Source organism: Pedobacter sp. MC2016-05, from assembly GCF_026239735.1.
Classification (GTDB): domain Bacteria; phylum Bacteroidota; class Bacteroidia; order Sphingobacteriales; family Sphingobacteriaceae; genus Pedobacter.
The window spans coordinates 230380-244871 of record NZ_JAPIVT010000007.1 but is presented as its reverse complement, the minus strand read 5'-3'; the positions used below and the strand labels follow the sequence as shown (position 1 = coordinate 244871).

General features: G+C 38.2%; 15 protein-coding genes. 7 read left to right on the top strand and 8 right to left on the bottom strand.

The annotated features are described in order from the left end of the window. Positions 1-42: 42 nt before the first annotated feature. On the bottom strand, positions 43-1350 hold the full coding sequence (gene dinB / locus OQZ33_RS12065) for a DNA polymerase IV (protein ID WP_265799276.1): 1308 nt from the start codon (positions 1348-1350) through the stop codon (positions 43-45). Positions 1351-1634: 284 nt separating this feature from the next. On the opposite strand from dinB, the gene OQZ33_RS12060 reads away from it, so the two are divergent. The 5 genes from OQZ33_RS12060 to OQZ33_RS12040 all read left to right on the top strand — a co-directional run bounded on the left by OQZ33_RS12060 (position 1635) and on the right by OQZ33_RS12040 (position 4960). Next, positions 1635-1997 (top strand): hypothetical protein, encoded by a 363-nt coding sequence (locus OQZ33_RS12060; RefSeq protein WP_265799275.1) that lies wholly within the window; start codon positions 1635-1637, stop codon positions 1995-1997. After that, complete coding sequence (locus OQZ33_RS12055) at positions 1988-2791, top strand: MlaE family ABC transporter permease (RefSeq protein ID WP_265799274.1); 804 nt, start codon at positions 1988-1990, stop codon at positions 2789-2791. Before OQZ33_RS12060 ends, OQZ33_RS12055 begins: the two co-directional genes overlap by 10 nt. A 4-nt stretch (positions 2792-2795) precedes the next feature. After that, positions 2796-3566: an ABC transporter ATP-binding protein gene (locus OQZ33_RS12050; protein ID WP_265799273.1), complete on the top strand. Its 771-nt coding sequence runs from the start codon at positions 2796-2798 to the stop codon at positions 3564-3566. A 2-nt stretch (positions 3567-3568) separates the two neighbouring features. Further along, a complete protein-coding gene (locus OQZ33_RS12045; protein ID WP_265799272.1) occupies positions 3569-4540 on the top strand; it encodes an MlaD family protein in 972 nt (323 codons plus the stop codon). A 231-nt stretch (positions 4541-4771) separates the two neighbouring features. Next, entirely contained in the window at positions 4772-4960 is a 189-nt protein-coding gene (locus OQZ33_RS12040) for a hypothetical protein (protein ID WP_265799271.1), read from the top strand. An 8-nt stretch (positions 4961-4968) separates the two neighbouring features. Here OQZ33_RS12040 and OQZ33_RS12035 read toward each other — a convergent pair whose 3' ends face one another. The 7 genes from OQZ33_RS12035 to proS all read right to left on the bottom strand — a co-directional run bounded on the left by OQZ33_RS12035 (position 4969) and on the right by proS (position 11740). Continuing rightward, positions 4969-5616 (bottom strand): response regulator transcription factor, encoded by a 648-nt coding sequence (locus OQZ33_RS12035; RefSeq protein WP_265799270.1) that lies wholly within the window; start codon positions 5614-5616, stop codon positions 4969-4971. Positions 5617-6106: 490 nt separating this feature from the next. After that, entirely contained in the window at positions 6107-6376 is a 270-nt protein-coding gene (locus OQZ33_RS12030) for a type IX secretion system membrane protein PorP/SprF (protein ID WP_265799269.1), read from the bottom strand. Continuing rightward, positions 6340-7086 carry a hypothetical protein gene (locus OQZ33_RS12025; protein WP_265799268.1) on the bottom strand — a complete coding sequence of 249 codons (747 nt, stop codon included), beginning with the start codon at positions 7084-7086 and terminating at the stop codon, positions 6340-6342. Before OQZ33_RS12025 ends, OQZ33_RS12030 begins: the two co-directional genes overlap by 37 nt. 249 nt (positions 7087-7335) lie before the next feature. Continuing rightward, complete coding sequence (locus OQZ33_RS12020; RefSeq protein WP_265799267.1) at positions 7336-7950, bottom strand: Crp/Fnr family transcriptional regulator; 615 nt, start codon at positions 7948-7950, stop codon at positions 7336-7338. Between the two features lie 114 nt (positions 7951-8064). After that, entirely contained in the window at positions 8065-8913 is an 849-nt protein-coding gene (locus OQZ33_RS12015; RefSeq protein ID WP_265799266.1) for a TIGR02757 family protein, read from the bottom strand. 92 nt (positions 8914-9005) lie between these two features. Continuing rightward, the gene (locus OQZ33_RS12010) at positions 9006-10145 is read right to left on the bottom strand and encodes a cystathionine gamma-synthase (RefSeq protein WP_265799265.1); all 1140 of its coding nucleotides are present in this window, start codon (positions 10143-10145) and stop codon (positions 9006-9008) included. A gap of 122 nt (positions 10146-10267) precedes the next feature. Then, positions 10268-11740 (bottom strand): proline--tRNA ligase, encoded by a 1473-nt coding sequence (gene proS, locus OQZ33_RS12005; protein ID WP_265799264.1) that lies wholly within the window; start codon positions 11738-11740, stop codon positions 10268-10270. A gap of 199 nt (positions 11741-11939) precedes the next feature. Here proS and OQZ33_RS12000 point away from each other — a divergent pair, with 199 nt between their 5' ends. Both OQZ33_RS12000 and OQZ33_RS11995 read left to right on the top strand, forming a co-directional pair. After that, positions 11940-12941, top strand: a complete 1002-nt coding sequence (locus tag OQZ33_RS12000; RefSeq protein WP_265799263.1) for a hypothetical protein — start codon at positions 11940-11942, stop codon at positions 12939-12941. Positions 12942-12965: 24 nt separating this feature from the next. Beyond that, positions 12966-14489 carry an OmpP1/FadL family transporter gene (locus OQZ33_RS11995; protein ID WP_265799262.1) on the top strand — a complete coding sequence of 508 codons (1524 nt, stop codon included), beginning with the start codon at positions 12966-12968 and terminating at the stop codon, positions 14487-14489. Positions 14490-14492 lie beyond the last annotated feature (3 nt).

Below are 14492 nucleotides of genomic sequence, written 5' to 3'. Positions count from 1 at the left end.
GTTAAGGTTAGATTATTAAAGATTAACCAATTATAGCAAAAGCTATCCGTCTAATTTGTTAGCTGTTCCTAAGTCAGCGTTAATAAAAGTTCTAATTCTCGATCGCTTTCTTTCTTCGCCGTTTTCATTTTCAGGTCCAGGCAACTTTTTCTTTCGGGGATTATATTTGATGACTTTTCCATATTCATCTCTTTCCGGGCCTTTAACAATACAGGCTTTTACAACCGATTCAATACCATAGTGATTTCTCACTTTATCCATCGCCTGGTATAAATCATATTCTTCTTCTGAGGTATGATATAAACCAATCTGTTCAAAACCGCTTACCAGATGGGATAACCTCACGCCGATTAAGCGTAATAACATTCTTTTGCTATATAGCTTTTTAAATAACTCATGTGCCTTGGAAATCAGAAACGAATCGAGTGCCGTATAAGGAATTCGGGCCTGTTGCGTTACGGTTTCAAAATTAGAATAACGAATAGTGACGGTAATGCAGGCTGTTAACTTCTGCTGACTCCGGAGCTCGTAAGTGAGGTTAGTGACCATGCCGCTTAAAATCGCCTTCATCTTTTCGATATCCATACTGTCGCTTTCAAAAGTAGTCTGTGTACCGATCGATTTCCGTTCACGGTAAGGAACCACCGGCGAAAAGTCGATACCGTTGGCTTTCTGCCAAATTGCCAAGCCCTGCTGGCCTAAAATTTTAAACATTAAATCCTGAGGAACTTCGGCTAAAGTTTGAATTTTTCGAACCCCCATTTCACTCAATTTTTTGTAGGTTGCATCACCAATACCTGGAATTTTATGTACTGGTAAGGGGTTTAAAAAGGGTCGAACTTCTGGAAAGGGAATTTCCAACTCGCCATTTGGCTTACATTCATTAGTGCCGATTTTAGAGACGGTCTTATTTACCGACAAGCCGAATGAAATTGGCAATCCCATTTCTTTGATAATCGTCTGCCGGAGTTCGGAAGCAAATTTCATACAGCCGAAAAACTTGTCCATACCCGTCATATCGATATAATGTTCATCAATACTTGCTTTCTCGAACAAAGGAACACGATCGGCTATAATTTCGGTAATTTCATGCGAAGCCCTGGAATAGTCATCCATATTTCCCCTCACAAAAATAGCCTGTGGACAAAGCTGCTTTGCCATTCGCCCCGGCATTGCGGCATGTACGCCAAATTTACGGGCTTCGTAACTGCAGGAAGTCACTACGCCCCGATCTGCACTGCCACCAACAATTACTGGTTTGCCAAGTAACTTAGGGTTCTTCCGCAGTTCGACTGATACAAAAAATGCATCTTGATCCATATGGATGATATGTTTGTTTTTGTCCGTCATGATTCCAACCTTATAAATGGCTGCAGATTACTTGCAACTCGAAAACAAAAATACTAATTAATTTAGTTTTTTAACGCAAATAGATCTGGCTTTTTATCAACAAAATACTAACATGTTTAGTTTTAGAATAAGCTTAGTAACGCCTATTAAAAATGTAAGGGTGATAAAAGCTAATCTTTCATGCGAGTCGGCAGAGTATTTAATCAGACTTTCCTGATATCCAACCGCCTTGATAAAATTCAGTTCATGAGCAAACAATTTCGTTAGCTATCTGTATTCTTAAAATGAGAATAATTTTGGCGTTTCCAATTGCTCTTTTAGCCATCGCTTGTCACAACACCAATCCAGAAAAGGGTTCGGGCGGGAATAGGGTTGATAAACAGGTCACATTATCAAATGATGCTATTGTAGATTCGACCAAAGCACTGTTGGATCAATCCTTCGAATTGGATAAAAAACATATCAATGGTATCATTTCAAGTACCGAATACAATCAAAAGAAAAAATCATTAATGACTACCTACACTGTGCTTTATAAAAGCTTGGCTCCAGCTGATACTCTAAAGGTTAATGAGTATCGCATTAAGAAAGAGGCAACAATTAAACAAGATTCTACTAAAAAGACTAAAGCATCGAGATGGGAATAGAAAAAATGGAAGATCCCAAAGATCATCCAAAGCCTGTTGGAAAATTCGCTCAAACATTCATAAACCTCTACGAGGTTTTCCGTTTTATTGGCCGTTTTTTCAAGGAAGCATTTTTGCCTCCGTACGAGTTTAAGGAATTAATGCGTCAATGTTACGAAATTGGTTACCGTTCGGCTTTATTGATTTCTACCACCGGCTTTATTACAGGCTTGGTTTTTACAAAACAATCGCGTCCATCCTTGTCAGAATTTGGTGCAACATCCTGGCTTCCATCGTTAGTGGGCATTGCTTTGCTAAGAACCCTTGCTCCATTACTTACAGGATTAATTGCCGCTGGTAAAGTTGGCTCGAGCATTGGTGCAGAGCTTGGATCAATGAAGGTAAGCGAACAGATCGATGCCATGGAGGTTTCGGCGACAAATCCATTCAAATTCCTGGTATCAACCCGGGTGATGGCCGCTACCATCACCATGCCTATACTCACCTTTTATACAGCCATGGTTGGCATGTTAGGCGCTTTACTTAACGTGTCCGTTAACGAAGGTACTAGCGCAACCACATTTTTCCAAAGCGCCTTAGAAAGCATCACTTTTCTCGATATCATTGCATCAACCTTCAAAGCCATTCTTTTTGGTTTCACTATTGCAATAGTCGGTTGTTATCAGGGTTACAATTCATCAAAAGGGACTGAAGGTGTAGGTAAGGCTGCTAATTCATCGGTAGTAACGGCAATGTTCCTTATTTTTATTGAGGAAGTAGTTTGCGTACAAATTTTCAGTCTGTTTAACAGCTAATCGCATGGTACAAAAAGAAATCTTAAATAGCACCGAAAAGGTGATCGAGATAAAAAATCTTTATAAGGCGTTCGGCAGCTACCAGGTATTGGAAAATGCTTCTCTCGATCTTTACAAGGGAGAAAATCTGGTAGTTCTGGGTAAATCCGGAACAGGAAAATCAGTATTGATTAAGATCATTATCGGTCTGCTCAAACCAGATTCAGGTCTGGTAAATGTGTTGAATCATATTGTAGACGATATTTCTTACGAACAATTATTGGCGCTACGCCTTCGGGTGGGATTCTCTTTTCAAAACAGTGCGCTTTATGATAGTATGACTGTAAGGGAAAATCTGGAGTTTCCATTGGTAAGAAATCGCAGGGATTTGAGCAAACAGGAAGTTAAAGATTTAGTTGAAGAAATGCTTGATGCGGTTGGATTATCTCAAACCATCAACCAAATGCCTTCCGAGCTTTCTGGTGGACAGCGGAAACGGATCGGGATTGCCCGAACCTTGATTTTGAAACCAGAAATCATGCTTTATGATGAGCCTACCGCAGGACTAGACCCGATTACATCTAAAGAAATAAACAAACTTATCAATACAGTACAGGAACGTTACCATACCAGCGCAATTGTAATTACCCACGACTTAACCTGTGCTAAAGAAACGGGAAACAGGGTAGCGATGTTGGTCGAACGTAGTTTCGAACGTCAGGGATCTTTCGACGATATTTTCAACTCCGGGGATCCGCAAGCACAACCATTTTTTGATTATAATTTTATACAGTAACCATGAACGAAAATAAGAAGAAAATAACGGTCGGAATATTTATTGCCATTGGCATTTTGATATTTCTTTTTGCCATTTTTACCCTAGGTAGCCAAAAGAAAACCTTTGTTAAAAGCTTTACATTGAGTGTTGTTTTTAATGACATCCAGGGATTAAAGAAAGGAAACAATGTATGGTTTTCTGGTGTTAAAATAGGCACAATCAAAAAGATTGAGTTCTTTGGAACCTCACAAGTGCGTGTATTTCTGAGCATAGAAGAAGATGTGCACAAGTACATACATAAAGATGCCGGTGCAAGCATTGGTGCCGACGGTTTAATCGGAAATAAAATTGTGGTGATCACAGGTGGAAATCCGAAATTTCCTTTTGTAGAGGATGGCGACGTACTGAAGGTAAATAATTCTTTATCTACCGATGACATCATGAAAACCCTTCAGGTGAATAATAAAAACTTAGTCGATGTAACCGGTGATTTCAAGATTCTTGCGCATAACCTGGTAGATGGAAAAGGCGCTGCTGGTGCACTTCTTTCTGATGAAAAGTTGGCCCAGGATTTTAAAACAATGGTTTCCAATCTGAATAGAATAACTGCTTCAACTGCGCAAACAGCGCAAAGCTTAAACACCTTCGGTAAGACACTGAATACTAAAAATGGCTTGATGGATAAAATCATGACGGACACCGCGGTATTTGCCAAGTTGGATCGATCTGCCAGCACACTGCAAAAAACTGCTCAATCGGCATCTGTAATGGCTGCTAACTTAGAAAAAGCTTCTGGTAAATTGAATAATAACGATAATGCTGCAGGGTTACTTCTTAACGATGCTAAAACTGCCGACCAGTTAAGGGCGATTATGACAAATTTGGAGAAAAGCAGCAAAAAGCTAGATGAAGATCTGGAAGCTTTACAAAGCAACTTCCTTCTTCGCGGTTTCTTTAAAAAACGTGCCCGTGACTCAATAAAGAACAAGTAGAAGATAATTCAATCTTTCATTTATTCAAAACATCACCAAAATGATGCAGATTGGCGAGTGATTAGTGGCGTAATTTTGATCTCTCTAATCGGCTTGTTCTTTACTCAAGGAATGCATTTGCTAGAAATTAGAAGAAGTCATGGCTCATCTAACAGTCCTTTAAAGAGAATCTCGATTAGCTAAAACTTTTAACTTTCTAAATTTGTTAAACAGTTAAATAATATAAACATCATGAAAACGAAGGAAAAAGATCAAGATAAAGGGAAAGCTAAAACTTCAGGAACATCGAAGGAGAAAGCGAGTTTTGACCAGAATGGAAAGGGCGCTTCCGAAAAATATGGTCAGGCAGGAGATAGTCCTAACGAATCTGGTGAAGAAGGTACTGGAACAACAAATGAAAATAAAAATAAGGATGCCTAGAGCAATCCTTATTTTTCGTAAATGCTCATCTTCTCGGCTAGTTCAATAATACTTTTGATTTTCAGCTTTTGGAACAACCTTAATTTATACGTACTTACGGTTCCCATTTGCAAGTTAAGTTGATTGGAAATTTCCAAAACGCCAACACCTTTGGTCAGCAGTTCGGCAACTTCCAGCTCTCTTCCAGAGAGTTTTGTAAACGGATTGTCGGCGTCGTTACCTAAAATACTATTAAACATATTTTCCTTTACGTTCCGGCTAGAATAACGGCTGCCTGCTAAAATTGTCGTAATAGCTGTTACAATTTCAGACTCTTCGGCATTTTTAGTTAAATAACCTGAGGCACCTGATTTCAGGTAAGGTACTGCGTAAATGTTTTCATTTAGGGAGGAGAACACTAATATTTTAGCATTGGGTTGAACCATTTTAATTTGATCGATTACCTTTAAATTATTGCCTCCAGGCAGATTGACATCGATAATGATTAGGTTAGGTAACTTCTCGGTTTCTATCAGCGCTTCCTCGAGTGTTGCAGCTTGTATAATTTCGACCCCAGCCCAAAAATCAGATATTAAGCTTTTTAAGCCTCTTCGAATAATCTCATGGTCATCGGCAATTAGCACAGTAAAGGTAGTTCCAGTATTCTTTGCTTTCATGTTAATTAGATATTTTGCAATTTAATAAATTGTTTCGTTTTTCTATTATTTTGTCTGTTTTTTTATTCAAAAAAAGACACTTTTTTGTTAGTTTAAACTGTAAGTCTTATCTTACAGATTACAGGATCTGTATCTAAAACATTCGTGTCGCCATCCTGATATTTTGCCTGATGAAAGAATATGCAATCGAAATTTCGCGTGTGCTTCCGCTATAGCTTTGAAACTGACCGATTGAAAATCGTAGCCATAACCCTATTCTTAACCTCTCTGATCGGGAATTAGAATAGCGGCTACTGCCGAATTACGTTGAGATAAATCTTTTTTTAGAACAACTCTTAGCGTCACGCCTGTTACGGTACGATTCGCCAACTCACAAAAACTCTTTGATCATAAAATGTATTTACATCCAAACTTTGTTGGTCGCCCACTATCATCTTTTAAAAGAAAGGAAGGCTTAATCTGGAAATTCTCATTTATAGGGAACAAAGCATCAGCAGTTAAATAAAAAATATGGCTTTGGCTGTGGTAAGAACGCATAACGATCTACATAGGCAGTAGTTAAATTATCAGCAGAAAAACTTGCAGAAAACTTATCGTGTGCAAAACATATACCTGCTTTGGCATCGTGCAAGACGGTACTTTTGACGCCAACTGGCTCAAAAATTTCCGGATCGTTTAGATTCAACATTGAACCATCAATACGCAAATAAACCATACCAAGAACTAAACCCAAAGCCAACCGGGAGCTACCGTCATCCATCTAATCCGGTAAGCGTAGTTCCATATGGCCAAATTGGTTTGTGCACCTAGTCTATCGCTAGATACCATTACCAAGCTTTTTCCATCTGTATAGCTTAACTTCTTTGTAACCTTGGTAATGACAAATACCGTTAAAGCTTCTTCGCTGCAATGAGATCCTTGACGGGGGATGGTCGTTGCATTTTCCTTTGGATCCGTATAAGTCAATACCTTATTGGTGTTATCGTAAACCAGAGCAGTAGCATTCAATGGAAATGATGTAAATAAACCTTTCGCATCTTTGCAGTTCAAAGTGTTCGTAGCTTTATCGTAAGTCAAAGCGCCGTTGTTCAGATCAAGATCGGTTTTCAAACCTTTCTCATCTGTATAGCTTAACTTGTTTGTGACCTTGTCTTGGGCAAGTACAGTCAAAGTTTCGTTTACTGCAACAAGATCTTTGACAGCGATTGTTGTTGAAACCCCTTTTGAATCGGTATAAGTGAAAACATTCTTCGTTTTATCATAAACCAAAGCGGTGATTTTCAGTGTCAATGAAGTCACCAAACCTTTTTCATCTGTGTAGTTTAATGTGTTCGTAGTTTTATCATAAACAAAAGCACCCCTGTTTAGATCAAGATCGGTTTTCAAATCTTTCGCATCATTGGCCAACTTGTTTGTAATCTTGTCATTAGCAAGAACGGTCAACGTTTCGTTCGCCTTTAGAATGCGCAATGTTTATGGTTTGCTTCCATTATTCAATACTACAAGTTAGATTAAAATTGAATATAGTTTCCAAGGCCGAAACTATAGGGCGAAATAAACGATAGATTATTTGACAATAATCAGCAATTTACTAACAAGATGTCGTATTATATTACAGAAAATGGCTGATTTGCAATTATTACCAAAACAAACAGGGCTAAATTCAAAACTTAACCATTTCTAAATACAGCTGAGCAATGTATTCGTTTAATGAGCTTACTAAATTTTTGCTCTTATTCTGCTTAATGTTTCCAATCGTATTGCTAAAAAGGACGCAATGTGTTTCAATGGTACACGATTGATTAAATTAGGGAAAGACAGCAAGAAACGCTTGTATCGTTTTTCGGCAGACGAGATGCGGCATAAGAAAGCTCTCTCTTCTGCAGAACGGTAATAAAGCTCCATCATCTTTCGTCCAACAACGTTTGCTTCGGCGAAATTTTGATATAAATACTCTGAAAGCACATGAGGAATAGCAATGAGATCAACATCTTCTAGTGCCTGCAAATATTCTTCTGAATTTCCAACTATCCATAAATTCCTGATAGTGCCAACAATTTCATTCTCCACAGCAATCCAGGTAGTGACTTCAGAAGCACCATCTTTAACAACCCCCCTTACCACGCCTTTAACAATTAAAAAAAGGTATTTATTTCGATCTACAGGAGAAACCAGGAATTTATTTTTCTTGTAACTTATCGGAAAAGTATGCTGATTAATACGCTTTTCAATTTCATCATTGAGTGGATGAAATTTTTTAAATATTGAAATTAATGGAGAAAAATTGTTGTATTTCTTCCAACTATTTTCCTCAGAAAAATTAACTGCAATCATTTATAAAATACTGGGACAGATAAATTGTTAATATCTATTGAAATTACCATGTAAGTATAAGAAGATAGATTGTAAAAAAGAAGTTTTCCCTGCATTTTCTAGCTTATAGGAGTATTAAAGTATTTTCTCTACTCCTAAACCGAATAAAGCGAAATCATATTTCACTGGATCGCTATGATCAAACTGTTTTAACTTGTTAGTTAGTTCAATTGCCGTCAGCCAATCGGTTTGCTTTCGGGTGATTAAAACCAGTAACCGCGCCACCCTATCAACATGAACATCACAAGGACAGATCAAATGCTCAGGTTTTAAAGTTTTCCAAATCCCAAAGTCAACTCCCTTATTATCCTTCCGTACCATCCATCGTAAAAACATATTTAGTCGCTTACAGGTTGATTTTTGTGCCGGTGAAGAAATGTGCTTCTTAGTTCGGCAAGGAAAATCTTCAAGAGAAAAAAAGTAGCTTCTGAAATAGTTTAAAGATTGTTCAATTGTGAAATTCAAATCCCTTGCAAAACACACTGCTGACGACATTTCAATGGAAGGCAAGTCAGACATTGTTTCCAAATAACCATTTTGAAATGCACCTTGGGGAACAAAAGCATTTTCTAAACTATTAAATTTCACATAATGTGCTTTGAAAAAAGCTATAAAATAGAGTAGATCTGTATCGTTAAATGTTCTGTGCTTAAATTGCAGGAGCTGTTTCAGATCAGTATCTTGATGATTCAAAATGAAATCATGCGGCGAGTTATCCATTCTACCCAACAACTCCCTGCACTTATTGATGATGGTTTTACGTTGTCCCCATGCCAGAATCGCAGCGAAAAAACCTGCAATTTCAATATCTTGCTTTTTAGCAAATAAATGAGGAATACAAATTGGATCGTTAGCAATGAACTCTGGTCGATTATACTGTTCTACCTTACCATCCAGAAAGTTTTGAAGTGCTAAAAAATCCATTCCGTTCACGCTAAAAAGTCATCCATCCGACCGTTCAAAAACCGGTCAAATGGATGACTAAATTTTATTAATTGTTTTTTTTTAAAAAATGCTTATTTTAAAGCGTTTGCTAAGTCTTCAAGCAAATCATCTACATCTTCAACTCCTACACTTAAACGCAGAAGGCTATCGATAACACCGACTTTTTCTCGTTCCTCTTTAGGAATTGATCCATGGGTCATCGTTGCAGGGTGATTAATTAAAGATTCTACACCACCTAATGATTCTGCCAAGGTAAATACTTTAAAATTTGATGCGATTCTAAATGTTTCCTGTAAATCAGCTCCCTTTAAAGTAATGGAAATCATACCTCCGAAACCTCTCATTTGCTTTTTTGCAACATCGTGGTTAGGATGATCTTCAAACCCTGGCCAATAAATTTTGTCTACTTTTGGATGTGCTTTGAGGTAATGGGCAATGCGTTCGCCATTTTCACAATGCGCTTTCATCCGCAAATGTAGTGTCTTTATTCCACGTAAAACCAAAAACGAATCTTGTGGCCCAGGCGTTGCACCACAAGCATTATAGATAAACCACAAATCTTTGTACAATTGATCATCATTAGTAACCAATGCACCCATTACTACATCTGAATGGCCTCCAATATATTTTGTAACCGAATGCATTACGATATCTGCTCCCAAATCGATAGGATTTTGCAAATAAGGCGAAGCAAAAGTGTTATCAACTGTTAATATGATCTTTTTCTCTTTCGTGATCTTTGCAACACCTTCAATATCAACAACCTGCATGGTGGGATTTGTGGGTGTTTCAATCCAAACCAATTTAGTCTTATCATTAATATAGTCTACAATATTTTCTGGTTTGGATAAATCTAAAAAGTGGAATTTTATTCCATACTTAGAGAAGATTTTAGTAAACATCCTGTAAGATCCACCATATAGATCATTTCCGGTAATCACTTCATCCCCCGGTTGAAGTAGTTTTAAAACTGCATCTGTAGCACCCATACCGCTAGAAAAAGCCAATCCATATTTGGCATTTTCTAAAGCTGCTAAGCAATCTTCCAATGCTTTACGTGTAGGGTTTGTTCCCCTAGAGTACTCATAACCCTTGTTATCACCTGGCGATTTTTGCCAATAGGTTGAAGTTTGGTAAATTGGTGTCATTACAGCACCAGTTGTTGGATCAGGTTCTTGACCTGCATGTATAGCTTTTGTTCCGAATTTCATTTTTTCTTTTGAGATGCGCTTCAAGTATCGAGATAAGATTGAGATTTCTCAACCTTATCTAAACAGTTTTACATTAATATTTCAATCGTTTAGAAGACTCAAGACTACTGACTCAAGACTTCTTAATATGCTCTCGCAAATAAAACACGTTGTATTGATGGCTTCCCAGAATAGATACAAACCCCATCTTCCAATTTATTATCTAAAGGAATACAACGAATGGTTGCTTTGGTTTCTTCTTTAATTTTTTGTTCTGTTTCTGGAGTTCCATCCCAGTGGGCGGAAATAAAACCAGCTTTGCCATCCAACAACCCCTTAAACTCTTCGTAGCTGTTCGCTTCAGTAATATGCTCATCACGATAAGCTAGGGCCTTGTTAAACATACTGGTTTGAATATCTTCAAGTAACTTCGCAATGTATATATCTAAACCCTCCTGTGGAACAGTTTGTTTAACTTTCGTATCTCTACGGGCAATTTCCACTGTCTTGTTTTCTAAGTCGCGGCCACCAATAGCAATACGTACTGGTACGCCTTTCAATTCGTAATCAGCAAATTTAAAGCCCGGACGTTGTGTATCTCTGTCATCGTATTTTACCGAAACCCCCATCCCTTTTAAGCGCATTGTTAACTCATTTACATAAGCCGAAATTTTCGCTAAGTCTTCATCTCCCTTGTAAATTGGAACAATTACCACTTGAATTGGTGCCAATTTAGGTGGGATAATAAGTCCTGAATCATCACTGTGAGCCATAATAAGTGCTCCCATTAAACGGGTAGAAACACCCCATGATGTTGCCCAAACATAATCGAGCTTACCATCTTTTCCGGTGAACTTTACATCAAAAGCTTTGGCAAAATTCTGACCTAAGAAATGGGAAGTACCCGCCTGTAAAGCCTTTCCATCTTGCATCAGGGCTTCAATACAGTAGGTATCTAAAGCACCAGCAAATCTTTCATTTGGGGATTTTCTTCCCCTAACTACTGGAACAGCCAACCAATTTTCAGCAAAATCAGCATAGATGTGCAACATACGTTCTGTTTCTTCAATCGCTTCTTCAGCGGTTGCATGAGCGGTATGCCCTTCCTGCCATAAGAATTCGGCTGTACGAAGAAACAACCTGGTGCGCATTTCCCATCGAACCACATTTGCCCATTGATTAATTAGAATTGGCAAATCACGATAAGATTGAATCCATCCTCTATAAGTATTCCAGATGATAGTCTCCGAGGTTGGGCGAACGATAAGCTCCTCTTCTAATTTGGCAGTTTCATCCACGACAATATTGCCATTGCCGTCATTTTTTAGACGGTAATGTGTCACTACAGCACATTCTGTGGCAAAACCCTCAACGTGTGAGGCCTCCTTTGAAAAAAATGACTTCGGAATGAACAATGGAAAATAGGCATTTTGATGGCCTGTATCCTTAAACATTTTATCCAATACGGCCTGCATTTTTTCCCATATAGCATAACCATTGGGTTTAATTACCATGCAGCCTCTAACTGCCGAATGCTCAGCCAGATCGGCTTTTATAACGATATCATTATACCATTGAGAATAATCTGCATCTCTGCTTGTAATTTCTTTGCTCATCTTATGTATTTGGAACGTAATTTGTGTGTTAAAAAAGGTGAAATTAGATCACAAATTTATAAATTTATGCCTACAAAACGATTATAGAGAGAAGGCATTTGCATTAATACATAAATCTGACTGATTAAATAGTTGGTTTTTAGTAAATTTGATCCATTTTTAGTAAATTAGTGAACACACACAACTAAATATAAACACAATGAAACCAATTAAATTTTTACCCATTGTAATGATTGCTGCTGCAGGGTTGGTGGCATCATGCTCAACAACAAAATTGGCCCAAACCAAAGCCAATGATGATGTATATAATTCCGTGGCAAAGGCGAGAGAGGTAGAAGCTTACGTTCCTCTTCAAAATCAAGTTCAAGCACAAGCTCAAGGACAAACCGAAGATTACGATGAATATTACGGTACTAGTAATCCTTATTACGATATGGATTACTCTTCCAGAATTAATCGTTTCTACAATGGCAGTAGCTTTCGTGGCTATTACGATCCGTATTACGAAAACTTTAATTATGGCAACAGTTATGGCGCAACCACTTATTTAGGTTATGGCATGGGTTGGAATAATGGCTACGGTTTAGGTGGCTGGGGTGGTGGTTTCGGTTGGGGCGGTGGCTTCGGTTACGGCAGCATCTGGAATAATCCTTTCTACTATGGCAACATGGGCTACGGTTGGAATAACTGGGGCTGGAACAATTGGGGGCCATATTCATATTACGATCGCTTCGGTTGGGGCGGCGGTGGCTGGTACGGTGGTGGCTGGGGCTTAGGCGGCGGTTATTATGGCGGCGGCGTTATTACCAATAACAATTACAGACCTAGACCAGGGAGTAACGATAGAGGTGTTCCAAGATCTTATGGAAATGGTAGCGCAGGGAATGTCGGAAGACCAAGTAGATCAGGTATTGCAAATCCAAACAGCCAAATAGGTCAAAGCTATGCACCAAATTATAACGCAGGAAGACCTACCCGTAATCAAGGATCAGTTAGTAATAATGCTGGAAGAGGCTACACTCCGCAAGGAACACAAGGTAGTAGACCGACCAGAAACGAAAATTATACACCTCAACAACCTCAAAGAACTGAAATGAGCAGACCAACATATTCTCCACCTCCATCAAGTAGTGGAAGCAGCGGCGGCGGTTCTAATGGCGGTGGCGGTGGTTCCAGACCATCAAGAGCAGGACGAGGTTAATATCTTACTAATAAAGCACATTAAATGAAAAAATATATATTGGCATCCATGGTAGCTACAGTAGCTACCATTGGTTCAGCATACGCACAGAGTTATGCCCCTGACGCGTTCCGATTTTCGCAAACAAATTATGGGAGTTCATCACGTTTTAAAGGAATGGCTGGTGCTCAAATTGGTGTTGGTGGAGACATAGGATCAATCAATGCGAATCCTGCCGGACTTGGATTATTTACCAAATCAGAATTTAACATTACCCCTGAATTTAATAGCGTTTCCAACGAAAGTTCTTATTTAGGCAACAACATTAAATCCAACAAAAGTCAAATCAATCTAAATAACCTAGGTGTTGTATTTTATAACCCAGCCACAAAACTAAAAGGTTCTGATGTTAATAAAGGCTTGGTTAGTACTGTGTTCGGCCTTAGCTATACCAGGAACAATGATTTTCTTAATAACATCGACTATAATGGCATTAACACTAATAGTTCAATAAGAGACTCTTACGTTGATCAGGCTAATAGTTTTGGTATTGAAAATTCAGTTGCGGGTGATGCCTATGACAGTTATTTAATTAATAAAAATGCCCCAAACTATCCAAATGGTTTCTCGGCAGAACCTTATAATAATGCAAACTTCAATCAAAACTGGACAGAAAGCAGACTTGGATCTACTTCAGAATTCAATATAGCTGGCGCACTTAATTTTTCGAATAAGTTATATATAGGTGGAACAGCGAGTTTTGTGAATGTTAAATATACTAGTGATGCTTCTTTTACAGAATCTGGTATTGTTAATTCTTATGATGACGCGATTCCTGCTTACACTGGCAACGAAAATTACACCTTAACTCATATTAGATATCAACAGTCTCGGGGTAATGGATTCAATTTAAAGTTAGGAATGATTTATCGCCCGGTTCCAGAGTTGAGGATTGGATTAAACTTCCAGACTCCAACATGGCTTAATATCCAGGATAATACAACCGAAACTTTGCAAGCAAGATTAGCAGGTAATGCAACTAATGCCGCTTCATCAATTAATAGCCCAAGCAGGTATTACGACTTTACTTATAATCTGCGTACGCCATTAAAAGCATCGGCAGGTTTAAGCTATGTAATTAGTAATATCGCTCTAATCTCTGCAGATGTTGATTATATTGACTATTCATCAATGCGTTTCTCGGCGGATGGTGGTGGAAGTTCATCAACAATTAGCGATAACAATGCATTTGTAAAAGCTTCGTACAAAGAAGCTATAAACTATAGAGTTGGTGCAGAAGTTAAAGTAAGCAATGAAGTAAGTTTGAGAGGCGGTTATGGTGTAAATGGAAATGGTATTCAAGGTGGATCGAATTCTTTTTACCAAGGCCAGTTTTTAACAGGCGGTATTGGTTACCGCGTTGATAACTACTATTTCGATTTAGCTTATCAAAATTATAAAACGAATTTCAACTCTAGTCCTTATTTACTAGATGATTATTCTGAACCTGTTGCAGATGTTAAGAGCAATAGAAACAATGTATTCTTAACTTTCGGAGTTAGATTTTAAGAA